At 38.0% G+C, this 22,928-nt stretch carries 25 protein-coding genes; 12 read left to right on the top strand and 13 right to left on the bottom strand.

The features are described 5' to 3' along the window. Window positions 1–23 precede the first annotated feature (23 nt). Entirely contained in the window at window positions 24–1,100 is a 1,077-nt protein-coding gene (locus IEV85_RS13450) for a phytase (protein WP_188464198.1), read from the top strand. Window positions 1,101–1,630: 530 nt separating this feature from the next. Here the strand turns inward: IEV85_RS13450 and dnaJ are convergent. From dnaJ to IEV85_RS13415, 6 genes are all read right to left on the bottom strand, one after another. Continuing rightward, window positions 1,631–2,758 (bottom strand): molecular chaperone DnaJ, encoded by a 1,128-nt coding sequence (dnaJ, locus tag IEV85_RS13440; RefSeq protein ID WP_188464194.1) that lies wholly within the window; start codon window positions 2,756–2,758, stop codon window positions 1,631–1,633. 7 nt (window positions 2,759–2,765) lie between these two features. After that, on the bottom strand, window positions 2,766–3,380 hold the full coding sequence (locus IEV85_RS13435) for a nucleotide exchange factor GrpE (RefSeq protein ID WP_188464192.1): 615 nt from the start codon (window positions 3,378–3,380) through the stop codon (window positions 2,766–2,768). A gap of 91 nt (window positions 3,381–3,471) precedes the next feature. Then, window positions 3,472–4,464 (bottom strand): GTPase ObgE, encoded by a 993-nt coding sequence (gene obgE, locus IEV85_RS13430; protein ID WP_188464446.1) that lies wholly within the window; start codon window positions 4,462–4,464, stop codon window positions 3,472–3,474. A 143-nt stretch (window positions 4,465–4,607) separates the two neighbouring features. Beyond that, window positions 4,608–5,183, bottom strand: coding sequence for an adenylate kinase (locus tag IEV85_RS13425; protein WP_188464190.1), 576 nt, complete (start codon window positions 5,181–5,183; stop codon window positions 4,608–4,610). 55 nt (window positions 5,184–5,238) lie between these two features. Further along, window positions 5,239–5,766, bottom strand: a complete 528-nt coding sequence (gene hpt, locus IEV85_RS13420; protein WP_188464188.1) for a hypoxanthine phosphoribosyltransferase — start codon at window positions 5,764–5,766, stop codon at window positions 5,239–5,241. Between the two features lie 12 nt (window positions 5,767–5,778). After that, window positions 5,779–6,699 (bottom strand): M20/M25/M40 family metallo-hydrolase, encoded by a 921-nt coding sequence (locus tag IEV85_RS13415; RefSeq protein WP_188464186.1) that lies wholly within the window; start codon window positions 6,697–6,699, stop codon window positions 5,779–5,781. Between the two features lie 134 nt (window positions 6,700–6,833). Here IEV85_RS13415 and upp point away from each other — a divergent pair, with 134 nt between their 5' ends. Both upp and IEV85_RS13405 read left to right on the top strand, forming a co-directional pair. Next, the gene (gene upp / locus IEV85_RS13410) at window positions 6,834–7,487 is read left to right on the top strand and encodes a uracil phosphoribosyltransferase (RefSeq protein WP_188464184.1); all 654 of its coding nucleotides are present in this window, start codon (window positions 6,834–6,836) and stop codon (window positions 7,485–7,487) included. Beyond that, the gene (locus IEV85_RS13405; protein ID WP_188464182.1) at window positions 7,487–8,443 is read left to right on the top strand and encodes a calcium/sodium antiporter; all 957 of its coding nucleotides are present in this window, start codon (window positions 7,487–7,489) and stop codon (window positions 8,441–8,443) included. The genes upp and IEV85_RS13405 overlap by 1 nt, the downstream gene beginning before the upstream one ends. A gap of 10 nt (window positions 8,444–8,453) precedes the next feature. Here IEV85_RS13405 and sdaAA read toward each other — a convergent pair whose 3' ends face one another. Continuing rightward, window positions 8,454–9,371 (bottom strand): L-serine ammonia-lyase, iron-sulfur-dependent, subunit alpha, encoded by a 918-nt coding sequence (gene sdaAA / locus IEV85_RS13400; RefSeq protein WP_188464180.1) that lies wholly within the window; start codon window positions 9,369–9,371, stop codon window positions 8,454–8,456. A gap of 97 nt (window positions 9,372–9,468) precedes the next feature. On the opposite strand from sdaAA, the gene hemE reads away from it, so the two are divergent. Beyond that, complete coding sequence (gene hemE / locus IEV85_RS13395; RefSeq protein ID WP_188464178.1) at window positions 9,469–10,503, top strand: uroporphyrinogen decarboxylase; 1,035 nt, start codon at window positions 9,469–9,471, stop codon at window positions 10,501–10,503. Window positions 10,504–10,550: 47 nt separating this feature from the next. Here the strand turns inward: hemE and IEV85_RS13390 are convergent, their stop codons facing one another. Next, on the bottom strand, window positions 10,551–12,179 hold the full coding sequence (locus IEV85_RS13390; RefSeq protein ID WP_188464176.1) for a carbon starvation CstA family protein: 1,629 nt from the start codon (window positions 12,177–12,179) through the stop codon (window positions 10,551–10,553). Between the two features lie 127 nt (window positions 12,180–12,306). Between IEV85_RS13390 and guaB the strand changes: the two genes are divergently transcribed. Together guaB and IEV85_RS13380 are read left to right on the top strand one after the other, a co-directional pair. Continuing rightward, window positions 12,307–13,779, top strand: coding sequence for an IMP dehydrogenase (guaB, locus tag IEV85_RS13385; protein WP_188464174.1), 1,473 nt, complete (start codon window positions 12,307–12,309; stop codon window positions 13,777–13,779). 86 nt (window positions 13,780–13,865) lie between these two features. After that, on the top strand, window positions 13,866–14,459 hold the full coding sequence (locus IEV85_RS13380) for an NnrU family protein (RefSeq protein WP_188464172.1): 594 nt from the start codon (window positions 13,866–13,868) through the stop codon (window positions 14,457–14,459). Between the two features lie 19 nt (window positions 14,460–14,478). Here IEV85_RS13380 and IEV85_RS13375 read toward each other — a convergent pair whose 3' ends face one another. Continuing rightward, window positions 14,479–15,255, bottom strand: coding sequence for a TIGR00266 family protein (locus IEV85_RS13375; RefSeq protein ID WP_188464444.1), 777 nt, complete (start codon window positions 15,253–15,255; stop codon window positions 14,479–14,481). 242 nt (window positions 15,256–15,497) lie between these two features. On the opposite strand from IEV85_RS13375, the gene IEV85_RS13370 reads away from it, so the two are divergent. Next, window positions 15,498–15,929 carry a 3D domain-containing protein gene (locus IEV85_RS13370; protein WP_188464442.1) on the top strand — a complete coding sequence of 144 codons (432 nt, stop codon included), beginning with the start codon at window positions 15,498–15,500 and terminating at the stop codon, window positions 15,927–15,929. 42 nt (window positions 15,930–15,971) lie between these two features. Here the strand turns inward: IEV85_RS13370 and IEV85_RS13365 are convergent, their stop codons facing one another. Both IEV85_RS13365 and gltX read right to left on the bottom strand, forming a co-directional pair. Then, on the bottom strand, window positions 15,972–16,208 hold the full coding sequence (locus IEV85_RS13365) for a hypothetical protein (protein WP_188464170.1): 237 nt from the start codon (window positions 16,206–16,208) through the stop codon (window positions 15,972–15,974). A gap of 2 nt (window positions 16,209–16,210) precedes the next feature. Beyond that, window positions 16,211–17,752, bottom strand: coding sequence for a glutamate--tRNA ligase (gene gltX, locus IEV85_RS13360; RefSeq protein WP_188464168.1), 1,542 nt, complete (start codon window positions 17,750–17,752; stop codon window positions 16,211–16,213). A 367-nt stretch (window positions 17,753–18,119) separates the two neighbouring features. On the opposite strand from gltX, the gene IEV85_RS13355 reads away from it, so the two are divergent. The 5 genes from IEV85_RS13355 (at window position 18,120) to IEV85_RS13335 (ending at window position 21,965) form a co-directional block, all read left to right on the top strand. Next, on the top strand, window positions 18,120–19,625 hold the full coding sequence (locus IEV85_RS13355) for a hypothetical protein (RefSeq protein ID WP_188464166.1): 1,506 nt from the start codon (window positions 18,120–18,122) through the stop codon (window positions 19,623–19,625). A 2-nt stretch (window positions 19,626–19,627) separates the two neighbouring features. Then, on the top strand, window positions 19,628–19,990 hold the full coding sequence (locus IEV85_RS13350; protein ID WP_188464164.1) for an energy transducer TonB: 363 nt from the start codon (window positions 19,628–19,630) through the stop codon (window positions 19,988–19,990). 132 nt (window positions 19,991–20,122) lie between these two features. Further along, on the top strand, window positions 20,123–20,506 hold the full coding sequence (locus tag IEV85_RS13345; RefSeq protein WP_188464162.1) for an energy transducer TonB: 384 nt from the start codon (window positions 20,123–20,125) through the stop codon (window positions 20,504–20,506). A 71-nt stretch (window positions 20,507–20,577) separates the two neighbouring features. Further along, the gene (locus tag IEV85_RS13340; RefSeq protein WP_188464160.1) at window positions 20,578–21,450 is read left to right on the top strand and encodes a hypothetical protein; all 873 of its coding nucleotides are present in this window, start codon (window positions 20,578–20,580) and stop codon (window positions 21,448–21,450) included. 269 nt (window positions 21,451–21,719) lie between these two features. After that, window positions 21,720–21,965, top strand: coding sequence for a hypothetical protein (locus IEV85_RS13335; RefSeq protein WP_188464158.1), 246 nt, complete (start codon window positions 21,720–21,722; stop codon window positions 21,963–21,965). Between the two features lie 58 nt (window positions 21,966–22,023). Here IEV85_RS13335 and IEV85_RS13330 read toward each other — a convergent pair whose 3' ends face one another. Both IEV85_RS13330 and IEV85_RS13325 read right to left on the bottom strand, forming a co-directional pair. Then, window positions 22,024–22,509, bottom strand: a complete 486-nt coding sequence (locus tag IEV85_RS13330; RefSeq protein WP_188464156.1) for a hypothetical protein — start codon at window positions 22,507–22,509, stop codon at window positions 22,024–22,026. Continuing rightward, entirely contained in the window at window positions 22,509–22,889 is a 381-nt protein-coding gene (locus tag IEV85_RS13325) for a RidA family protein (RefSeq protein ID WP_188464154.1), read from the bottom strand. The genes IEV85_RS13330 and IEV85_RS13325 overlap by 1 nt, the downstream gene beginning before the upstream one ends. Between the last annotated feature and the right edge of the window lie 39 nt (window positions 22,890–22,928).

Here is a 22,928-nt window from a genome sequence, read left to right as displayed (position 1 = left end):
AACATTACTTTAAAAAATTACCAATGAAGAACTTTTTGTATTTAATTATAGCATTATCAATAGTTGCCTGTGCAGGCAAAAAAGAAATAAAAGAAGAAACTGCTGATACAGTGGAAAATATCGATACAGTCAGAATTAAGCCTAAATATGTAACGCAGCAGGTAATCAGTGATACTGATGATCCTGCCATATGGATTAACAAAAGCAATCCCTCAGAAAGTTTGATTATTGGCACTGACAAAGGTGACGATGGAGTATTAGGAGGCCTTTATGTGTATAACCTCCATGGTGAAATTGACAGGGAAAAAAGTATTAAAAACCTGGAAAGACCCAATAATGTGGATATTGCCTATGGCTTGCCGTACAATGGTGATACTATTGATATTGCGGTTTGCACCGAGCGGTTTACCAATTCAATCAGAGTATTTAAGCTTCCTGAAATGCAAGCCATTGATAATGGTGGGATTCCTGTTTTTGAAGATGATACTTTGCGGAGCCCTATGGGAATAGCCCTGTATACAAGACCCTCTGACAAGCAAATATTTGCAGTGGTTGGAAGAAAAGAAGGGCCCACAGACGGCTCTTACCTGTACCAATATGAACTTAAGAGTAACGGTGGAGTAGTAAAAGGAGAGCTAGTGAGAAAGTTTGGAATTTGGAGCGGTGAAAAAGAGATTGAAGCCATTGTAGTGGATAATGAGGCTGGTTTTGTGTATTTCAGCGATGAAAGAAACTCTATAAGGAAATATTATGCTGATCCTGCAAAAGGAAATGAGGAACTGGGTCAGTTTGGAAAGGATAATTTTTTGGAGGACAGAGAAGGGCTTTCTATTTATAAGAAAACGGATTCAACTGGCTATTTACTAGCCTCAGATCAATCCGATAATACTTTCCACGTTTTTACAAGAGAAGGAAATAATGATTTTATAGCTGAATTACCTTTTAGTACTGACCAAAGTGATGGAAGCGAAGTGATTAATTACAATTTTGGCTCTGAATTCCCGAAAGGTATTTTTGTTGCCATGTCTGACGATAAAACTTTCCAGATTTATGATTGGAGAGATATTGAAAAAGCGATTGAAGATGCTATGCAAAAATGAAACGCGACTGAGTAGCTAGTCAAAAATAGTCAGACATAAATGAGAGGCTGTCTCAAAAGTAAAATTTTACTTTTGAGACAGCCTCTTTTGATTTTTGGTTAAGCTTCGTACATTCCATCTTTAGCCAAGTTGTGCCGATTATTCTATAGAGAAAAGACATTATTTTAACCTGCTGCTGAAATGAACAGATGCGCACCTCCCGATAATGATCGGGACAAGTTGCTTGGGAATGACGGTGCTAATTATAATTTGAGTAAAAAACCTGTGTTATTGCATAGATGCCATGAAAAACCAAGGTCTTTGGCTAACAGACCAAGGATAAAAAGATTGCCGCGCTATGCTCGCAATTACCAAGGAAGGGTATCCGTAAAGATTGCTTTGTGCCAGGAAATGACTATTTAATTGAAGGTGATAACCTGAACTTAGTGTATCAAATGTATCAGTCTCATCGGGACTAAACTATTTAGGCAAAAAAGAAGAGGCTGTCCTTTTGAGACAGCCTCTTTTACTGTTTATAATTTGATCGTTTTTTAATTAAAAAACTCTTTTACTCTGTCAAAAAATCCTTTGTCAGACTTACCGGGCTGTGGTTTAAAGTTGTCAGAACCTCTCATGCTTTCCAGCATGCTCTTTTCGTCTGAACTTACCTGCTTAGGTGTCCATACATTTACATGGATTAATTGATCACCTCGGCCGTAACCGTTAATATCACCTACACCTTTTCCTCTCAGCCGTAATATTTTCCCTGACTGCGTACCGGTTTCTATGGTAATTTTAACTTTTCCATCAATAGTTGGCACTTCAACAGAAGTACCAAGAACAGCATCCACAAAGTTAAGATAAAGGTCATAAATAACGTTTTGACCATCACGCTTCAATACATCGTGCTCAATTTCTTCAATCAGGATTAAAAGATCACCTGCAGCACCACCCATTGGGGCTTCATTCCCTTTTCCTTGCATGCTTAACTGCATTCCGTCAGTTACACCGGCAGGAATTTTAACGCTGATAATTTCTTCTTTTGATTGTAAGCCAGTGTTATCCACATGAGGAGGCTTTTTATCAATAAATTTACCAGAACCGTGACATGTTGGGCATGTGCTGGCTGAAACCATTTGACCTAACATGGTATTGGTTACACGCCTTACCTGTCCTGTGCCTCCGCAAGTTTGGCAATCTTTATAAGTAACACCGTCAGCAGCAACTAAGCGGTTAACTTTAATTTTTTTCTCAGCACCGTGCGCTATTTCACTTAAAGTTAGCTTTAATTTGATGCGAAGGTTAGATCCTCTTCTACCTCTAGAGCGGCCTCTTCCGCCACCTCCAAAGAAGCTTTCGAATCCACCACCACCTCCGCCACCGAAGATGTCGCCAAACTGAGAGAATATGTCTTCCATATTCATGCCGCCTCCGCCAAATCCGCCAGGGCCGCCCTTTACGCCATCGTGTCCGAATTGATCATAACGCTGACGTTTCTCTTTGTTTCTAAGCACCTCGTAGGCTTCAGCTGCTTCTTTAAACTTATCTTCTGCCTCAGGATTATCCGGATTTTTATCCGGGTGAAATTTGATGGCTACTTTCCGATAAGCCTTCTTAATTTCTTCGTCTGTAGCAGATTTGCTAACTCCTAAAATATCGTAGTAATCTCTTTTCGCCATCTTAATTTTATTCTCCTATTACAACTTTGGCATAACGAATCACTTTTTCATTTAAAAAGTACCCTTTCTCTACCACGTCAACTACTTTCCCACTCAATTTTTTATCTTCAACAGGAATTTTGGTAATAGCTTCGTGTATTTCAGAGTCAAATTCAATGCCCGGCTTACTGTCCATTGCAGTTAAGCCTTTATTAGTTAAAACTTTTTCAAATTTATTTTTAATGAGGCTAAAACCTTCCATTAAGGCTTCCGCGTCAGCTTTTTCTTTAAATGCTTTCTCAGCTCTTTCAAAATCATCCAATACCGGCAACAAGTCACCAATAACATCCTCAGAAGCAGTTTTTACTAACTCTAAACGCTCTTTTGCATTTCTTCTTCTAAAATTGTCAAATTCTGAGTAAAGCCTGATGTATTTATCTTTAGCTTCTGCCACTTCAAGCTGAAGCTTTTCAACTTCAGAAAGTTCTTCCTCCATTTCTTCTGTTTCTTCCTCTTTCTTGGCAGCAGTTTCCTGATCTTCATTAAAATCTTCAGTAGTTTGCTCCTGAGCAAATTTTTCTTCTTCCCGGATTTGCTCTTCCTGCGATTTTAATTCTTTATCGTCCATTTCTTCTTTAGCCATAACAGTTTATTGCACTTTGTGTTTATCATTATAATCAGGGTTTCTTAATAACAAGGAGTTTGCCAATTGCAGGTATTCTGCCAATATGGCATTAATCCTGTAATGTCTTCCAAATCAGGTCTTTCAAATTTTCCAGGTTATAGTTGGTAAGCGAAGAAATGAAAAGAACAGGTAATTCTTTTGGTAGCTCTTTCTTCATTTCTGCCATTAGTTCATCATCTAGTAAATCTGTCTTTGTAATGGCTAAAATCCTGCTCTTATCCAGTAGTTCAGGATTATATTTTTTTAATTCGTTTGTCAAAATTTCATACTCCTTTTGAATACTTTTTGCATCTGCCGGAATCATAAACAGAAGAATGGAATTTCTTTCAATATGACGTAAAAAACGAATTCCTAAACCTTTGCCTTCGGCTGCTCCCTCTATAATTCCGGGGATATCAGCCATTACAAATGACCTGTCATCTCTGTAAGGTATTACACCTAAGTTAGGAGTTAAAGTGGTAAAAGGATAATCAGCAATTTCAGGTTTAGCTGCTGATAGCACAGAAAGAAGAGTACTTTTGCCTGCATTGGGAAAGCCTACTAAACCTACATCGGCTAAAAGTTTTAGCTCCAGAATTATCCACTCTTCAAGCCCATCTTCCCCTGGTTGGGCATATCTTGGTGTTTGCTGAGTTGGGGTTTTAAAATTAGCATTTCCCAGACCGCCCCTTCCTCCTTTGGAAAGAATTTTTTCCTCGCCTACTTCTGTTATTTCAAACCTTACCTCACCGGTTTCAGCATCTTTAGCTACTGTGCCAAGGGGTACTTCCAGGTACACATCATTCCCTTCAGCACCTGAGCGGTTTCCGCCCTCACCAGGCTTTCCATCTTCCGCAATTACATGCTTTTTATACTTTAAATGAAGTAGCGTCCATACCTGTGTGCTCCCTCTCAAAATAATATGGCCGCCTCTGCCTCCGTTTCCACCGTCAGGCCCACCTTTAGGCACATGCTTTTCTCGCCTCATATGGATGGACCCCGCACCTCCTTTACCGGATCGTGAGCAAAATTTTACATAATCTATAAAGTTAGGATTAGCCATATATTCAGAATTTGAAATGGCAAATTTAGCTTTATTTTTAGTGGAAATAAAAAAGCCTGCCATAAACAAGTTACAGCAGGCTCTAATTAGATTTTTTAATGCGTCAAATATCTTGCATTAGTGGATAGATATAATCAACGCTATTATTTAAGTTTATCTATTTCAGCGCTAATTTTATTGAAAATTTCTTCGATAGATCCTACACCATCTATTTTCACATATTTATTCTGATCATTGTAATAGTTAGCTACAGGAATCGTTTCATCCAGATACACTTTTATTCTATTTTCCACTTTCGCGTCATCCTGATCATCCGTTCTACCTGAAGTTTTACCACGCTCCTTAATTCGCGTTTTCAATTCTTCTTTTGGAACATCAAGGGCAATCATTCCGGCAATAGGTTGTCCCTTTTCTTCCAGAAGCGTGTCCAGGGCCTTAGCTTGTGGTACAGTACGCGGGAAACCATCAAAAATAAATCCATTACTGTTTTTATGCTCTTTCAGCTTCTCGTCAACCATGCCAATTACTACCTCATCAGGCACAAGGTTTCCTGCATCCATATATTTTTGGGCCAGGTTTCCCAGCTCGGTTCCTTCACCTAAGTGCTTGCGGAAAAGATCTCCGGTGGCAATATGGGTCAGGTTATATTTATTGATTATTTTTTCACTTTGTGTGCCTTTCCCGGCTCCCGGAGGTCCAAATAAGATAATATTTAACATATTTAAGTTCGTTGAAAAATCAAATATAAAAGATTATTGCATAAAATTAACAATGTTAAGCTAATTGATACAAATCTCGCAGCTCCCTGCCTAAACCATTATAATCCAGCCCGTAGCCCAAAACAAACTTGGGGGGAATCTCAAAACCCACATAATCCGGCTTTTTGGATTTAATTTGAGCAGCAGGCTTGTGCAACAATGATACGACTGAAATAGATTTAGGGCCTAAAGTTTCAAACATTTTTAAAAGATGCTCCAGTGTTTCCCCGGTATCTACAATATCTTCCACCAAAATGATGTCTCTGTTAAAGACATTTTCCTTTAGCCCAAGTACTTCTTTTACCTTTCCTGTAGACTGCAGCTCCTCATATGAAGCCACTCTGATAAATGTAATTTCCGTTGGTATTTTCATACTCCTGATTAAATCAGCAGAGAAGATAAAAGCACCGTTTAAAACACTGATCATCAACGGATTTTTATCAGCATAATCAGTGTCTAGTTGTTCTCCTAATTCCTTAACCCGGGTAATAATATCCTCTTCTTTTATGTATGGAATAAAGCTTTTGTCAAATATTTCAATCATTTACTTAAGGGATTAAAGTTTTTCCATCAGGTATTGATAGAGAGAAAGCATGGACGTAATGTCTTTTTTATGTACAATTTCATTGGGTGAGTGCACATTGTCTTCAGGGGCGCCCACAAAACACCAGTCGATAGGGTAGGGCGATTGCTGTAGCTCTCTGCCATCACTGGATCCACCACTTTCTACTTCCAGTTGGTAAGTAATGCCTGACTCTTCTGCAAGTTGTATAATTTTTCTGATGAAAGATTGCCTTGGAACATTTCTATCTCTCATTGAGATAGCAACACCTTTTCCATGCTCTACACCTTCAGTAACCCAGGTGATGTCCGATATAAGTGCCTGGCGAATGTTAAATTCCTCAAACATAAATTTTGCTATTACAGGAACGCTTCCGCCACCATGCTCTTCCCAGCAGGAAAAAACAATCATTCCATTTTCTAAAGTTTCCGCCAGCTTTAAGCAGTTGTAAATACCAAGCCGGTTATCCAGATAGCAGGACTGGATGTATTCCTTGGTATCGCGAAAATCACATTCAAAAGTGAGGCTGGTGCCTCTGTCAATTCCTCTTCCGAATTTATAGAAGAGTTGGTTTTCCTCATTCACTTCCAGCTCGCATTTAATAAAACCCAAACTATCTTCTCCCTTTAAAGCATAACCTGTTTCTACATCCGGTCCACCGATAGGAATGAGCTGGTTCTGATACCGAACAGTAAATCCTATGGAATCCATATGCGCAAAAACGGCAGTTCTGGGTTTTCCAAAAGCCAGCACAATGGCATCCTGAAAATCTTTACCCTGGTAAACTTGTGGCTTAACTTTCCAATCTTTTTGATGCTTGGCTACATAATTCAGAAGGAAGCTTTTCATGTTGGCTTCGTCACCTGCCGGAGCATGAATTTCGCAAAGTGTTTTTAGTAACTTGTATTGATTCATTTTAGCAAAGTTATAAGCTTTTAGCAGGAATTTACGTTATCAAAAGAATGATTATTTCTTATTTATTTTTATTCCTAAATAAAATAAAATTATATTTAGATTTACCGAAATAAACAAATCGACCTTCATTATTGATGTTCATAGCTAATAAAGAAAATAGTATTTTAAATCATTTCCTGGCAGAATTGAGAGAAGTTGATATCCAAAAAGACCGGCAAAGGTTCAGAAGAAACCTTGAAAGGGTAGCAGAAGTTTTAGCTTATGAAATTTCTAAAACACTCTATTTTCAAACCCGGGAAATCCAAACTCCTTTACAAAAAACAGCTATTCAATTACTGCACGATTTTCCGGTAATTATAAGCGTAATGAGGGCTGGCCTTCCTTTTCATCAAGGCTTTTTGAATATTTTTGATCATTCTGATTCCGGCTTTCTTGGTGCTTACAGAAAGCATAATGACACTGATGATGATTTTTCTATATTCTTAGGATATCAGGCACTTCCTCCCATTGATTCCAAAATAGTACTTTTAGTTGATCCTATGCTGGCCACAGGAAAATCTATGGTCCGGGCAATAGAAAGTATTTTGCAGGCAGGAAGCCCCGAACACTTTATTTTAGCAAGTGCTATAGCTACCCCTGAAGCAGTTGCATATCTTGAAAAAAACCTCACAATAAATTATTCTGTATTTATTGGGGCAATGGATGAGAGATTGAATGATAAAGCTTATATATTGCCGGGCTTGGGCGATGCAGGTGATTTAAGTTTTGGAAATAAAAATGAGCATTAATGGCTTTAAATAATACGGTGTTACTAGTGGTGGGGCTTGCAATGCTTATCTTAGGGGGTGATCTCCTTGTAAGAGGAGCATCGCGCATAGCATTAAGATTTAAGATTTCTCCTTTGGTTGTGGGGGTTACAATTGTTGCATTTGGTACCTCTGCTCCTGAATTACTCATCAGCATACAGGCTGCTTTGGCGGGAAGCCCCGATATCACCATGGGCAATGTGGTGGGCTCCAATATTTGTAATTTGGCATTGGTATTAGGAGTAACAGCACTTATTGCACCCATTCCTGTTAACTCTGACAGCATTAAAATTGACTGGCCTATGGCAATGGGCTCCTCTTTGCTACTTTATTTTTTAGTAAGAGAAGGATTTGTGGATGATTATGAGGGCATCATGTTTATAGTTCTCCTGATTTTATATGTAATATTTATTATTAGGAGGTCGCGCAAAAATAATATTAGCCCTGCTGAATTAGGTATTGAAGTGGAAGCTCCCTCTGATGCTGAAAAGCAAAATATGGGTAAGGACATATTGCTGATTATTATTGGGGGAGGAGGACTTTATTTTGGGTCAGACTGGTTTGTGAACAGTGCACGGGACCTGGCAATTTATCTGGGGGTAAGTGAACGAATAGTGGGAATTACTGTGGTAGCTATCGGTACTAGTCTTCCCGAATTGGTAACTTCAGTAGTAGCTGCTTTTAAAAGAGAGACTGACTTGGCTTTAGGAAATTTAATGGGCTCCAACATTTTTAATATACTTTCTATTTTAGGTATAACCAGCTTAATATCTGAGATAGAAGTGAGCGAAGTAATTTTAAATTCCGATATGATATGGATGTTAGCCATCACGCTCGTAATTCTCCCAATGATGGTTTTTAACAAGAGAATAGACCGCTACGAAGGGCTTATTCTTTTAGGAACCTATGTTTTTTATACTGTTAATGTGATAATATAACAGGAATAAATTACTCATTATTATCGTCAGTCTCTTCATCAGGAAGCATTTCAATATCCTGAATAAGCACTCTTTTAGAAATGCTTTGTCCGGTTAATGTGGCGGCCAAACCTCCCATAGCAGTTTCTTTATATCGGGATTCCATGCTGTTGCCTACTTCACCCAATGCATCCACGCATTCATCTACAGGAATCACCCCGCTCACATTGGAAAGGGCAATTTGGGCAGAAGAATTAGCAATTGCTGCTGCGCTGGCATTGCGCACTACACATGGCACTTCCACCAGCCCTGCCACAGGATCGCACACTAAACCCAACATACATTGTATGGTAATAGCTACGGCATTAAAAGTTTGGTCAACATCTCCTTCCAGGCAATAGACAATGGCACCCGCAGCCATAGCCGCAGCGCTTCCCGTTTCTGCCTGGCATCCACCAACGGCACCCGCCAAAGAGGCTTTTTGCTCAATAATTAATGCTATTCCAGCACCTACCAGCAAGCCTTCTAAAATTTTTCTGTCATCCAGCCCATGAATTTCCTGCAAGGTAAACATGGTGCCTGGTAAAATACCGCTGGCTCCAGCAGTGGGTGCTGCAACCACTCTGCCCATACACGAGTTTACTTCCTTTGCCGCTAATGCCCGGGAAATAAGCTTTTGAAAATTTTTATCTAAAACAGTAATCGGATTTTTATAAACCTTTTTGGCGCCATTGTTAATCATGCCGGAGCGTGAAGTCATGTCTTCTTCCAGCCCGGTTTTTACGGCATCTCTCATTACATCATAAGCAGTCTGCAAACCTTCCCAAATAGCCTCTTCCGACCTGTTTTTTTGATCCTTTTCATATTCAAGAACAGGCTCAAAAAGCTTCAGGTTTTTTTCTTCACAATAAGCTTTCCACTCTTTGAAATCGTTAAAAAGTAATGACATAAAATTATAGCGTTAGTTATCTCTTTAATCGGCAAATAAACACAAAAGTTTGTTGCTTACGTAAAATCGGATCAGATAATGCCCTTATATTTGTGCCATGGAATTGAAAAATGATTTATTAATACGTGCAGCAAAAGGAGAAGAGACAGAAAGAACACCTGTTTGGCTAATGCGCCAAGCCGGAAGAATATTACCTGAATATAGAGCAGTACGAGAAAAATTAAGTGGATTTATTGAGTTAGCGCAAACACCTGAACTTGCGGCTGAAGTAACATTACAACCTGTTGATATTTTAGAAGTAGATGCAGCTATCATCTTTTCCGATATATTGGTGATTCCTGAAGCCATGGGCTTACCTTATGAAATGGTTGAAAAGCGCGGCCCTCATTTTCCAAAAACGATAAAAACAGCCTCTGACTTAGATCAATTACGTGTTGCTGATCCTGAAGAGAGCTTGCATTATGTAACTGATGCCATTAAAATTGTTAAAAAAGCCCTGAATGGAAGAGTACCACTCATAGGGTTTGCAGGTGCACCGTGGACCATATTTGCCTACATGATAGAAGGAGGAGGAAGCAAAACTTTTTCCAAAGCGAAAGCCATGCTTTATGCAGACCCTGAACTTTCCAGCAAGTTACTTCAAATGATTACTGATAGTACAATCAAATATTTGAAAGCTCAGATAGCTGCTGGTGCTGATATAATACAGGTGTTTGATAGCTGGGCAGGTATTTTATCTCCGGCTCAGTATGAAGCGTTTTCTTTACCTTACCTTAAGCAAATAGCGGATGGTATTGACAATGTTCCCAAAACTATTTTTGCAAAGGACGCTCACTATGCTTTACCCTCTTTAAGTAAGCTTAATTATGATACAATAGGCCTTGACTGGACAATGGATCCTGTAAAATCAAGGGAGATTGTTGGAAAAGGAAAAACCCTACAGGGTAATTTAGACCCATGTGCACTGTATGCTGAAGATAAAACCATTACCCAACTTACAGAAACTATGTTGGACAGTTTTGGCAAGAAACGCTACATCGCCAATTTAGGTCATGGGGTATATCCAGACATTTCACCTGACAAAGTGAAACACTTTATTAATGTGGTGAAGGAATATAGCAGCAGGCAATAACAAGTAAAACCCACTATGAGTGAAAAGCAATATGGATTCCGGGAATTCTAACTATTCACCTTCTCCGGATTTTTTCTGAGGCTTCTAAAAGCCAGTCGGATCAATACAAGAGAAAGCAAAAACAGTATTCCTGCAATAATGGCTAGTGCATAAACTCCTTTGTTGTAGTTTTCCCAGGCAAAGAAAAATAGAGAAGTAAGCGTTACCGTGAACATGAAAAACATAGGTATTATCACAAAAGTAGCGCTTTGCTTTATTTTATAAAGCCAAACAGTTACGGCTAACAATGCTAAAGCTGCCAAAAGCTGGTTGGCAGACCCAAATATAGGCCAGAGCATAGAAAACTCTCCTGATAGAAGCATTAAAACCGACAGCACAATGACAACTGAAGTAGCAATAAACCTGTTTTGGCTCACTTTCTGAACCTTTGGGCTTTCAATATTTTCAAAATATTCCTGGAATGTGAACCTGGCCAGCCTTGTGCAGGTATCCAGCGTGGTTAGGGCAAAGGCGGAAATAGTGAGTGCCACAAAGGTAACAGCCAAATTCTCCGAAATTCCTAAAGAAGAAATAATATAACCCAGGCCATCGGCAAACATGTTCACAGGGCCTTCTGTGAGAAGTAAACCTGTATAATCTGCTCGTTCTAAAATTATTACAGCTCCCACAGAAATAATAGCGAGAAAAGACTCTATTAACATACCGCCAAAGCCTATAACTTTCGCATCGGTTTCTTTATCTATTTGTTTTGAGGTTGTCCCGGATGCTACCAGGGAGTGGAATCCACTGATGGCTCCACAAGCCACAGTAACAAACAGCACGGGAAATAGATACCCCATGCTTTCACTGTGAAACTGAACAGTATTGTCCATTTTCACTTCAGGGTTGGCTACAAGAATTCCAACAATCGCAAAAATCATTAAGCCATAAAGCAAGAAGCTGCTCAGGTAGTCCCGCGGCTGCAAAAGGAATGTCATGGGAGTAACCGAAGCCAGAAAGGAATAGGCCATAAGCAAACCTACCCACACTCCATAATTTAGAAGAATGGGAATTTGTGTTCCTAAAAAAATAAAGAGATACATTAAAGTAACTCCAATTACCGATAGTATCAGAAAAGCGTGTTTTTTATTTTCAAAAGCCTTGTTTACCCTTCCAAAAACGATGGCGAGTAAGATAAAAAGCCCTGAAGCTGATGCTACTTCCGGGTTTTTAACAAAAGTTTTAGCAATGATATCTGCAAAAACTGCAACAATTAATATCAGTGTAGCGAAACTGAAGAGGAGGAAGAGCTTTTTGCCACCCTCGCCAATATAAGATTGAATAATTACACCAATCGATTTCCCTTTATGCCTTAAAGAAGCCACCATACTTGTAGTATCATGTACTGCTCCAAAGAAAACACCACCCAGTAAAATCCAGATAACAGCCGGAATCCAGCCAAAAGTAACAGCTATGATAGGACCAATGATAGGGCCTGCACCTGCTATTGAGGCAAAATGATGTCCTAAAACAATAAATTTTTTAGTAGGTACATAGTCAATATCATCTTTTAATTGATGGGCAGGAGTTTTAGTAAGGTTATTTATATTTAGCTTCCTTGATACAAATTTTCCATACATAAAATAGGCGGCTATTAAAAAAGCAGCAGAGAAAAGAAGTAAAACTATAAGGTTCATCTATCTTTAATTATTTTCGACACATAATTAAATGTACAAATAAAAATAATAGCTTCCACAAATTTCCTAAAACCAAAGTATAGTTGTAATTTTGCCCTGCAAATAATAACCCGTAATTATTTGCACTATGAGTTTAGATACTTCCAAATTTGTTTATGAGGCATTAACCTATGATGATGTCTTACTGCTTCCCGGATACTCAGATATTCTTCCAAGAAACACTGACACATCCACTCAATTAACCCGAAATATTCGTTTAAACATTCCTTTGGTTTCTGCTGCCATGGATACCGTAACAGAGCATGATATGGCTATTGCTATGGCTTTGGAAGGTGGACTAGGCTTTATTCATAAAAACATGAATATTGAGCAGCAAGCCTTGCAGGTAAGAAAAGTAAAGCGATCTCAAAGCGGCATGATTCTGGATCCCATTACATTGCATGTTGATAGCACAGTGGGTGATGCAGTGAAAATTATGCGTGAAAATAAAATTGGAGGGATTCCTGTAGTGGATTCCGGAAAGAAACTTATTGGCATTGTTACCAATAGAGATTTACGTTTTCAGAAAGATCATTCAGTGCCTGTGCAAAAGGTGATGACTAAAGATAATCTGATTGTAGCTGAAGAGGGAATCAAGCTGGAAGGTGCCGAAGACGTACTTCAGGAGCATAAAATTGAAAAACTACCAATCGTTAATAAATCAGGTATTTTAATGGGTTTAATTACCTATAAAGATATTCTTAAGAAGAAGGATAAGCCTTTTGCCTGTAAAGATGAATTTGGAAGATTACGCGTAGGAGCTGCTGTGGGTGTAACGCCTGATATTGAGGAAAGGGTACAGGCCTTAATTACTGCCGGAGTTGATGTGGTAAGTATTGATACCGCCCATGGGCATAGTAAAGGTGTAATTGACACTGCAAAAAGAATTAAATCTAAATTTCCTAAGCTTGAAGTAATAGTAGGGAATATTGCTACACCTGAAGCAGCTAAAGCACTAATTGATGCTGGTGCAGATGCCGTAAAAGTAGGAGTGGGACCGGGAAGTATCTGTACCACAAGAATAGTGGCAGGTGTGGGGGCTCCTCAGCTTTCAGCGGTGTATGAAACTTATAAAGCCATAAAAGATACCGGAGTTCCTATTATTGCGGATGGGGGCATTCGTTTTTCCGGTGATGTAGTGAAAGCATTGGCCGGTGGAGCCGACAGTGTAATGATAGGCTCACTATTAGCGGGAACCGAAGAAGCACCCGGTGAAATGATCCTCTTCGAAGGAAGGAAATTTAAATCTTACCGTGGAATGGGCTCATTGGAAGCCATGGATGACGGATCAAAAGATCGCTATTTCCAGGATGCAGAAGACGATATTAAAAAACTTGTGCCGGAAGGAATTGTAGGACGAGTGCCATTCAAGGGGCTTGTTGCTGAAGTGCTTTACCAAATGGTTGGAGGCTTAAAGGCCGGAATGGGTTACTGTGGAACAGGCTCCATTGAAGCATTAAAAACTGCTAAGTTTGTAAAAATTACTGCTGCAGGTGTTGCAGAAAGCCATCCTCATGATGTGCATATTACCAGGGAAGCTCCTAATTACAGCAGAAAATAGATTCTTTAAATCTTTAAAGTAAGAAAGGAAGTAATTTTTTATAGTTGCTTCCTTTTTACATTTTTAAACCACTTAAAAATTATTCCATGAGCTATCCATTTAACTATTTAATGATTGTTCTTGGCTGGTTGATCTTTGGATTTATCCATTCATTCCTTGCCTCTGAAAAGCTAAAGCTAAAAGCTTATGGTAAAGGAATAAGTCCGCTTAATTACAGAAAACTTTATACCCTGCTTTCTGTTATTCTTATTTTGGCTGTTTTACTGTTAGGAAGTTTTATCGAGCCGGTCTATTTTATGCCTATTAATAAATCATCTGAAAGTGTAGGTTTGATTATTGCTACTTTTGGCTTTCTTTTAACCAAACTGTCTTTTAAAAACACCAGCTTTAGATCCTTTTTAGGCTTAAAAGAGGAAGAAAAAAGCCCAAAACTACAAAAGGCAGGTATTTATGCCCGAATACGCCATCCTTTATATACTGCTACTATCTTATTTTTGATCGGGTTTGCAATTTTTAGCCCCAGCTATGTCAACCTCTTACACGCAGTCTGCTTATTTATTTACCTGATGATAGGTGTACAGTACGAAGAAAAGCGATTGATAAGAACTTTTGGAAAGGAATATGAAGATTATAAGGAGCAGGTTCCCATGTTGCTGCCCCGATTTGGTCTTAGAAAATAAGTTTTGCTAAAGGCTTAACTTACCTTTCCAGAAAATTCCCGAGTAAAGAGCCCCCTTCTTTATTGGAATTTCTGCCATATGGTGCGATGGCCTGAATGAGTTTTCTGATCGGCATGGATTGTAACCAAACCCTGCCTGTACCACTTAAGGTTGCTAAAAACACACCTTCTCCCCCAAAGAGCATCGATTTTAGCCCTCCGCTGCTTTGAATATTAAAATCCAAAGAAGACTCGAAACCTACAACGCAGCCTGTATCGATCCTTAGTGTTTCATTATTTAAATGTTTTTCTATTACTGTTCCTCCTGCATGGACAAATGCCTTTCCATTTCCACTTAACTTCTGGAGGATAAATCCTTCTCCTCCTAACAAACCTGAACCAATACGTTTATTAAAAGTAATGGCCACTTTTGTGCCCAGGGCAGCACATAAAAAGGCATCTTTCTGAACAATCACTTCATTTTGATAGCAGCCTTTTAAATCCATCGGAATAACGGTGCCTGGGTAAGGGCCTGCAAAAGCAACAGTCGCTTTTCCTGTCCCACGGTGGGTGAAGTGTGTCATAAACAAAGATTCACCGGTAAAAATCCTGCTGCCTGCAGAGAGCAGCTTACCCATAAATCCTTCATTAGGGTTGGAACCATCCCCCATCTTAGTTTCAAAATCGATACCCTGGTTCATGTAAACCATAGCTCCGGCTTCAGCAATGACGGTTTCATTCGGATCCAGCTCAATTTCTACCAGTTGAACTCCCTCTCCAATAATTTTGTAGTCTATTTCGTGCGAATTTTGGTACATAACTTTAAGTTTCTGTTGACGATTCAAATTACTCATGAACCATTGATTCCGCAAATTTCAATACTTATTTGTAGAGTAGTTTTAATTCCACCCGTCTGTTTTTGGAATGCCTAATCTAAATTCTATATAATGTGAAATTAATCTTTAATTGATAATGCCACGTTAAATTTGAATAGACAATTGAACAATATCCGCTTAAAAGGATTATTTAATATTGAGAATGTCTAAATAGATAATTTGTGATGGAAAGATTTTACAGAAAAAACAGCATTTATGCATTTTTAGTGGTAGCACTATTTATTGCGGGTTGTGACAGTGAAGGCGAAAAAACCAGCACCACCAACTATGACACACTTAATGTAATGGCTACAGCGTATAATTCAACAGAAGCGCAAACTAAGAAAGGAAGCGTTGGCGTTGCAGCATGGGGCGATACACTTAAACCCGGAATGAAGGCAATAGCCATTTCCCGGGATTTGCTAGATAGTGGCCTTTCTCATAATACCAGAGTAAAAATTGAGGGCTTGGAAGGTACATTTCTGGTAAAGGACAAAATGAATAAACGCTGGACTAATAAAATAGATATTTATATGGGGCTTAACGAAGAGAAAGCCAGAAATTGGGGGAAGCAGGAAGTAGCTATTTATATTCCTGAAGAAGGTATGGAAGAGTAAAATTGATTAGAATAAAAAATGCCCCACCTAAGCAGGGCATTTTTATTCTTCTTCATCTTTATTGATGTTTTTCTTTTTCTTAATAAAATCTAAGTCCTCTCTATTCTTTAGTTTTTTATCTTCAACCTCTTTATTCAGGAAAGCATTAATTCTATCAATATCGAAACTGGTTTTAATTTCACCAAAAGTGTCTATCTTCACATCAAACCCCTTTAATTCAGGATTTACGGTTGGCTCTTGTTTCTTTTTATCTGAATCACCTTTTTTCTTCCTGCTCATAATTATTTTACTTGGTCCTGTAGCGTATCTAACGCTAAACGGATGCGTTCGGTTATTTCATCCTTGCCCAGTATGCTAATTATTTCCATTAAGTCCGGGCCGGCACCCTTGCCGGTAATAGATACTCGCAATGCCTGCATTACTTTACCCATTCCTATTCCTTCTTGCTCTAAAACATCGGTTAAAAGAACTTTTGCTTTTTCTGCATCTATAAAAGATTCTTTTTCCAATGCTACAGCATATAGCTTCAATACTTTTACAGCATCAGAAGTCCATTTTTTAGAAATTACCTGCTCATCATATACCGTAGGCTTTTCAAAGAAAAATATTCCTTCAGTGTAAAATTCGTGAGGGAAAGTAACGCGCTCTTTCAATGCGTTTACTACATTTTCTGCTGTTTCTTTACTGGCTGATTTTCCATGGGTTTCCAGATCTTTTAATAAGTAATGAGCCAATTCAGCATTGTCTTTGCTTTTTAAGTACTGCTGGTTGAACCACTTAGCTTTATTAATATCGAATTTGGTGCCTGATTTGCCAATTCTTTCAATGCTAAATGCATCAACCAGTTCCTCTTTGCTAAAAATTTCCTGCTCCGTGCCGGGGTTCCATCCTAAAAAGGCCAGAAAGTTGGTTAAAGCATCAGGTAAATAACCATCTTCCCTAAAACCGGCAACATCTTCGCCGGAAGCAGGATCCTTCCATTGTAAAGGAAAAATAGGGAAGCCATGCTTATCGGCATCACGCTTACTCAACTTACCATTCCCATCCGGTTTTAATAATAATGGTAAGTGGGCAAATTGTGGCATAGTATCTTCCCAGCCGAAAAACTGATATAATAAAACGTGTAGAGGGGCTGAAGGCAACCATTCTTCTCCACGGATTACATGCGTAATTCCCATTAAATGATCATCTACCACATTCGCCAAGTGATAAGTTGGCATTCCGTCCGATTTCATTAAAATTTTGTCATCAATTTGGGAGGAGTGTACCATTACCCATCCTCGTACCAAATCGTTTAAACGTACTTCGTCTTTTCTTGGCACTTTTAAACGAATTACATAAGGCTCACCGGCATCCATTTTTGACTTCAACTCTTCTGCAGAAAGTGTCAGAGAGTTTTTCATTTGCATGCGGGTGATGGCATTGTACTGCGGGTTATCCACTCTCGCAGCTTTCAATCGCTCACGCATAGCATCCAACTCTTCGGAAGTATCAAATGCATAATAGGCATGTCCGGCCTCTACCAATTGCTGGGCATATTCCTTGTACATTGCCTTTCGCTCACTTTGGCGGTAAGGGCCTACGCTTCCTTTATCGTTCCAGGGGCTTTCATCAGGTGTAATACCAATCCATTCCAGAGATTCTTTAATATAATCTTCGGCAGTATCTACAAAACGGTTTTGGTCAGTATCTTCTATTCTTAAAATGAAGGTGCCACCCATTTTTTTGGCATACAGATAATTATAAAGGGCAGTTCTTAAACCACCCACATGTAAAGCGCCTGTGGGGCTAGGGGCAAATCTTACGCGTACAGCTGTACTCATGAGTAAATTTTTTTATTTCAGGGTGCAAAATTAAGCATTATAATTCAACTGACAGGAAGGAGGCGTGTTTTTATTGTTAATATATGTAGAAGTAATCAACCTTCCCATTTAAAGTTAATAGTAATATTTCTTGCATTTATTAAGTTTTTTAGAGACTTTCATTTGTCAATCCGGTTCAAAACTTTTTGAATAAAGTAGCACCGACCAAAGTGAGGTTTGAATTGCTTGCTTTGGCAAACCTACAAAGTGAAATTTATTTGGCTTTTTTCTTCTCAGGAGAGTATCCTGCTCAATTCTTTTCACACATTTAAGGAGAGTTTTTAATTGTTTTGAAAGAACCCGGTAATAAACCTTAAAATACTTGTTAATGAAAAGGCTCTCCCTTTACTGTAGCTTCTTGCTCATCCTCTTCTTTTCCTGTAATCAGGAAGAAGTAATTCAGCTGGAAGAAGCAAAAGACATTACCATTGAAGAAGTAAAAGAAGCTTTTAATGCCCGCAAAAAACAAAATGCAAATGCCAGAACTAATGGTTCAGACACTTCAATTGATATATTATGGGATTTGGCCATTTACAAAGAATTGAACGTAGGTGATGTATTGTTCTTCCCCACTAAAAGTATAGGGGGTGAAGAAGGCAAAAGATATGTAAGCTCAGGTGAAGGAACCAAACGCTTCCCTGTAGATTACACTTCGTTTGGAAGGGCCTATAAAGATGAGAAGGATGAAGTAGTACTTGAATATGTAATGCCTGTACCAACAGAAAACACAGCGGAGTTCACAGGTTATTTTTTAGTAAGTGATTGGGGAGAGGAAGTTAAGCAAATATTAGTATATGAAAACGGTAATTTAATAGGGCAAACTAATCCTCAGAGCCAGAATGAAATAAGTAATAGATCTGGAGGAAACTGTAGCATAATTGATCACTGGTGGTGTGTACAGACTTCAGTTGGTGATAGGATTGTTGCTACACGATGTACCTATGATGGATCTACTATGGTTTGTGAGCCAGATGAGCTAGCGCCACCAGATCCTAGCAACCCGGGTGGTGGAGGGGGAGGTTCAGCAAACCCCTCAGGCCCTAATGGCTTGTGTGCTCATCCATTTATCGAAGGCATGTGGGTGGATTGTGATGCAGTAATTTGTAGTGAGAACTATGTAGCTGATGAGAATGGGGAGTGTGTGCCTGATTGTGGAGAGAACATGGTGCTTAATTCGGAGGGGAACTGTGTTTGTAAACAAGGGTTTGTATCAGATGGCGAAGGAGGTTGCACAGCAATTACTACTGGATTAGAAGACATTAGTAATTGCAATGAATTATCAACCAGGGATAATTTTAAACTAAAAAATGTTGTTGACAATTACCTAACAAAATGCACAAACCTTCAAATTTTTGAATACGTTGTTGGAGAAGAAAAGAAGTTTTGTTTTAAAATTGATGGGACACAAGATGTTCCGGGGGGTTATAATTATTCAACTTCTGATATTACATTTAAATCTTCCGAATTAATAAATGAGACTACTTTTGGAGAAGAATTTTTTCATGGTTACCAAGATTTATTTTACGGTGGCCTAAACCAATACTCAAATGTCGGAAGATCAAATATAGAATTTGAAGCCAAATTATATCATGATTTAACTCATGGAGGCCTTTGTTGTCTTGCATTTGAAGAACCAGGTACTGCAGTTTTTACAGAATACTTACTATGGCTTAGTGAAGTTTCTAATGATTTTACGCAATTACCCAACTGGAGTGAGATATCGGATAAATATTTCTATTTTATGAAACAGTTTATTAATGAAAAGCCCATTTACAATTATCCTATTGATTACCAACTAATACCAAACGCAGTGTTAAATTTAAACGATTGTTAATCATGAGAACATTATTTCTTTTAATTTCATTTTTTCTTATAGCGAACTTGGCTCGATGTCAAGAAGCAAGCAATTATTCTCAGACTGCATTTATCCAAACAAACCTTGATAGTTTATACGATATAAATGCATCCAAATTGAAGTTGGACGGGAATTGTCCAATAGAAGGTAAATCGTACGTCAAACATATTGTTTCAAAGAACGGAGAAGTTAAGAATCTGGAAATTATAAAAGGCTTGCAAAATTGTCCAATAGCAGATTCTATCGCCATTGAGCTAGTTAAACTAGTTAAATATATTCCGGCAATTAAACAAGGAGAGAAAACAGAAGTAGTAAAGGTTATAGCAGTACCGTTTCATAAATGAGCTTTATTTTTTCGTGAATAAGGAGATATTAATGATTAATGATGAGGAAGATGTGTCTATACGTTAGTAAAATATACTTATATAGTAGCGTTTTTAGCCAACAATAGTATTTTACCTTTAAGGAAAGTAGAAATGAAAAATCTAATGATGTTTATAAGCTTATCTCTTTTGTTTATAGCTCATGCCCAAAGTCAGGATACAACTCATGTATTTATTAATTATGAGTTACAGCCTCAATTGATTGGTGGCTATGATAGCTTGATAGAAGCAAATATATCATTGTTATGGTTACCGGAAGGGTGTTCTGAAGAAGGTAAATCATATGTACAGTTTATTGTTCAAAAGGATGGCAGTATAAAAGATGTTAAAGTCATTAAAGGCTTGGATAATTGCTCGAAAGCTGACTCCATTGCGATAGAAATAGTTAAAACCGTTAATTTTTTACCTGGAAGATATAAAAATGAAGTGGTTGGAACACATAGAGTGTTGCCCATCCCTTTCTATAAAAGAGAATAATGAAGCATTCTAATAACTTAAAATTTTTAAGTTATAATTCGAGATATTATTAGATACTTCTGGAAAATTAAATGAAAGAAAATTTTATTTACAAACCGCAGAAATGGGAACAATTGATTGCAACTAAAAATGTATTTCTAATATTTATTTTAAGTTTAGGCTTTATTAATAAAAATCAGGCTTGTGATTGCACTGAGCCAGATTTTGTTCGAAGCAATTTCAGTTCGGATTTAATTTTTCAAGGAAAATTAATTGGTTTTGAAGATACAGAAAGCGATGATGTACTTGCTATTTTTAAAGTAATAAATATATATAAAGGCACTTATAGTGATTCAACAATAAAAGTTGATGGGCCACAAAATCTGTTAAACAAAAAGGAAAGCAATATTTCATCCTGTAGTTGGAAGGGAATGAAGGGAGTAAAATATATACTTTATTTACAAAAAGATAAGGAAGGTCAATATCAGGCAGGATACTGCATGCGAAGGGTAGTTTTTGGTTCTGAGAACTGGGAAAAGGAAATAGAGTGGCTTAATGATTCAAACATTAATTACAAAAACATTTATTTTAACTACTCTGAAGTAGATTCTAAGCCATTCCTTAATGGTCTCGAAAAGAAATTAAGAAAAGTCGTAGAGTCTAATGATGAACAAAACTTTATAGCTATTGAATTAAAGGTTAATGAGGAAGGGAAATTAGTGGAGGCCAATCTTATTAATAGCACTATAAAGCAGAAGGTTGAAAAGATTTATGATAGATATATTTCTGCATATGATGCTTATCCAAATGCTTCCACTAAACTTGAAAAAGAAGTGCTAAAATTTGCTCAATCCCTCAAGGAGTGGACCCCAGGACAGATTAACGATAAAAATGTCAATGTAAAAATTAAGATGGTAATTTACACAGATGAAGCTTCTAAGAATGTGAGAGCTGATTTGAATTGAGTACCACAATTGGAGAAGTTAGAACATGAAATAGCCAAAAGCAAGAATATAGCAAAAGGACATAAATATTAAAAAATTTTACAGTTGTTAAATTTTTCTAATCATTGAGCTATTATATGAAATTGAATTATATACGTATGAAATTAATATTGTCTTTATGTTTTTTTCTAATTTTCTTTTGCTCTTTTGGACAAGATATAGAAAGAAATAAGAATAATCGAGTGAGAATTGACGGGCCTGGGTCCCAACGTATGTCTTCTTCTAATTCAATGACATTTATTATTCTTCATAAAGACAAGAAGCTAAAGATTCCTGAAAATGGTAATGTTGAAGACTCAGTAGATATGAATGTAATAAAAGAGATTAATCCTGAATGGATAAAATCTATGGATATATTAAAAGGCGAAGAGGCAGCTAAATATGATTCCATCAATAAGAATGGGGTTGTGCTTGTTGAGTTAAAGAAAGGAAAATTTAGAAAAATTCCTCGAAAACTACGGAGGAAGTTCTATTAGCTGTGTGACTAGGAGCAATTTTTAGATAAACTAGTTAACTAGTTTAGTCTCTAAAATCTCACCCAATCAACCTCACCAGCTCCTTTTTGCTTCTTCTGTAGGCGCTGGAAAATCGCACGTTAACCACCCAAAAACTGGCAACTAATACAATAATGGGAGCAGTAACAGTCAGCATATTCTTTCCTTCAGCATAAGATATCATGCTGAACATCAACATCAGCAAAAACCAAAAACCTAAAAAATACTTCACGCTCGGGAACAAACGAAACTTTAAATAAACGAGGCTTCCGGTAGAAGCCCCTTCCACCTTTCCCTGTATTAAAGGCAAAAAATTATCCGGCCTGCTTACTACCTGAGAGATGGCAAAGCCTGTAGCACCAACTTTGCCATTAAAAAGAAAAACTTCATCAGAGCTATACTCTAATGACCTGTTTTTGAAACTTTGGTAATGAGCCGGCTTTACAGCTAAATGCAGCCTGCGGAAAATTTCCTCAGCGGGTAACTGGCTGATCAATATTTCCGATTGAGCAGGCCACCCCTGCATTATTTAACGGCAATACAAGAGATTTCCACATTTACATCTTTAGGCAGGCGAGATACTTCCACCGTTTCTCTGGCTGGCGGGTTGCTCATAAAATATTGGCCATATGCTTCGTTAATGGTGGCAAAGTCTCCCATATTCTTCACAAAAATGCTGCATTTAACCACGTTGGAAAAATTTAATCCAGCTTCCGACAAAATAGCTTCCAGGTTTTTCATTACCTGATGCGTCTCTTCGGTAATATTTTCATTAATCATTTCTCCACTGTGAGCATCCAATGCAATTTGGCCTGAAACATAGAGTGTTTCTCCTGCTAAAATGGCCTGGTTATAAGGGCCAATCGGTGCGGGTGCTTCTTTCGTCTGAATGATTATCTTTTCCATATCGCTTTTCTTGAATTGTTCATTAACTTTGGACAAAAG

It is taken from the genome of Marivirga lumbricoides, from assembly GCF_014636295.1.
GTDB classification, from domain to species: Bacteria; Bacteroidota; Bacteroidia; order Cytophagales; family Cyclobacteriaceae; genus Marivirga; species Marivirga lumbricoides.
This window is presented reverse-complemented; position numbering and strand designations above follow the sequence as displayed.

Excerpts from the sequence above, each read along its gene's own strand:
- IEV85_RS13450 (WP_188464198.1), top strand. The coding sequence starts at position 24 with ATGAAGAACTTTTTGTATTTAATTATAGCATTATCAATAGTTGCCTGT.
- dnaJ (WP_188464194.1), bottom strand. The coding sequence starts at position 2,758 with ATGGCGAAAAGAGATTACTACGATATTTTAGGAGTTAGCAAATCTGCT.
- IEV85_RS13435 (WP_188464192.1), bottom strand. The coding sequence starts at position 3,380 with ATGGCTAAAGAAGAAATGGACGATAAAGAATTAAAATCGCAGGAAGAG.
- obgE (WP_188464446.1), bottom strand. The coding sequence starts at position 4,464 with ATGGCTAATCCTAACTTTATAGATTATGTAAAATTTTGCTCACGATCC.
- IEV85_RS13425 (WP_188464190.1), bottom strand. The coding sequence starts at position 5,183 with ATGTTAAATATTATCTTATTTGGACCTCCGGGAGCCGGGAAAGGCACA.
- hpt (WP_188464188.1), bottom strand. The coding sequence starts at position 5,766 with ATGATTGAAATATTTGACAAAAGCTTTATTCCATACATAAAAGAAGAG.
- IEV85_RS13415 (WP_188464186.1), bottom strand. The coding sequence starts at position 6,699 with ATGAATCAATACAAGTTACTAAAAACACTTTGCGAAATTCATGCTCCG.
- upp (WP_188464184.1), top strand. The coding sequence starts at position 6,834 with ATGTTCATAGCTAATAAAGAAAATAGTATTTTAAATCATTTCCTGGCA.
- IEV85_RS13405 (WP_188464182.1), top strand. The coding sequence starts at position 7,487 with ATGGCTTTAAATAATACGGTGTTACTAGTGGTGGGGCTTGCAATGCTT.
- sdaAA (WP_188464180.1), bottom strand. The coding sequence starts at position 9,371 with ATGTCATTACTTTTTAACGATTTCAAAGAGTGGAAAGCTTATTGTGAA.
- hemE (WP_188464178.1), top strand. The coding sequence starts at position 9,469 with ATGGAATTGAAAAATGATTTATTAATACGTGCAGCAAAAGGAGAAGAG.
- IEV85_RS13390 (WP_188464176.1), bottom strand. The coding sequence starts at position 12,179 with ATGAACCTTATAGTTTTACTTCTTTTCTCTGCTGCTTTTTTAATAGCC.
- guaB (WP_188464174.1), top strand. The coding sequence starts at position 12,307 with ATGAGTTTAGATACTTCCAAATTTGTTTATGAGGCATTAACCTATGAT.
- IEV85_RS13380 (WP_188464172.1), top strand. The coding sequence starts at position 13,866 with ATGAGCTATCCATTTAACTATTTAATGATTGTTCTTGGCTGGTTGATC.
- IEV85_RS13375 (WP_188464444.1), bottom strand. The coding sequence starts at position 15,255 with ATGTACCAAAATTCGCACGAAATAGACTACAAAATTATTGGAGAGGGA.
- IEV85_RS13370 (WP_188464442.1), top strand. The coding sequence starts at position 15,498 with ATGGAAAGATTTTACAGAAAAAACAGCATTTATGCATTTTTAGTGGTA.
- IEV85_RS13365 (WP_188464170.1), bottom strand. The coding sequence starts at position 16,208 with ATGAGCAGGAAGAAAAAAGGTGATTCAGATAAAAAGAAACAAGAGCCA.
- gltX (WP_188464168.1), bottom strand. The coding sequence starts at position 17,752 with ATGAGTACAGCTGTACGCGTAAGATTTGCCCCTAGCCCCACAGGCGCT.
- IEV85_RS13355 (WP_188464166.1), top strand. The coding sequence starts at position 18,120 with ATGAAAAGGCTCTCCCTTTACTGTAGCTTCTTGCTCATCCTCTTCTTT.
- IEV85_RS13350 (WP_188464164.1), top strand. The coding sequence starts at position 19,628 with ATGAGAACATTATTTCTTTTAATTTCATTTTTTCTTATAGCGAACTTG.
- IEV85_RS13345 (WP_188464162.1), top strand. The coding sequence starts at position 20,123 with ATGAAAAATCTAATGATGTTTATAAGCTTATCTCTTTTGTTTATAGCT.
- IEV85_RS13340 (WP_188464160.1), top strand. The coding sequence starts at position 20,578 with ATGAAAGAAAATTTTATTTACAAACCGCAGAAATGGGAACAATTGATT.
- IEV85_RS13335 (WP_188464158.1), top strand. The coding sequence starts at position 21,720 with ATGACATTTATTATTCTTCATAAAGACAAGAAGCTAAAGATTCCTGAA.
- IEV85_RS13330 (WP_188464156.1), bottom strand. The coding sequence starts at position 22,509 with ATGCAGGGGTGGCCTGCTCAATCGGAAATATTGATCAGCCAGTTACCC.
- IEV85_RS13325 (WP_188464154.1), bottom strand. The coding sequence starts at position 22,889 with ATGGAAAAGATAATCATTCAGACGAAAGAAGCACCCGCACCGATTGGC.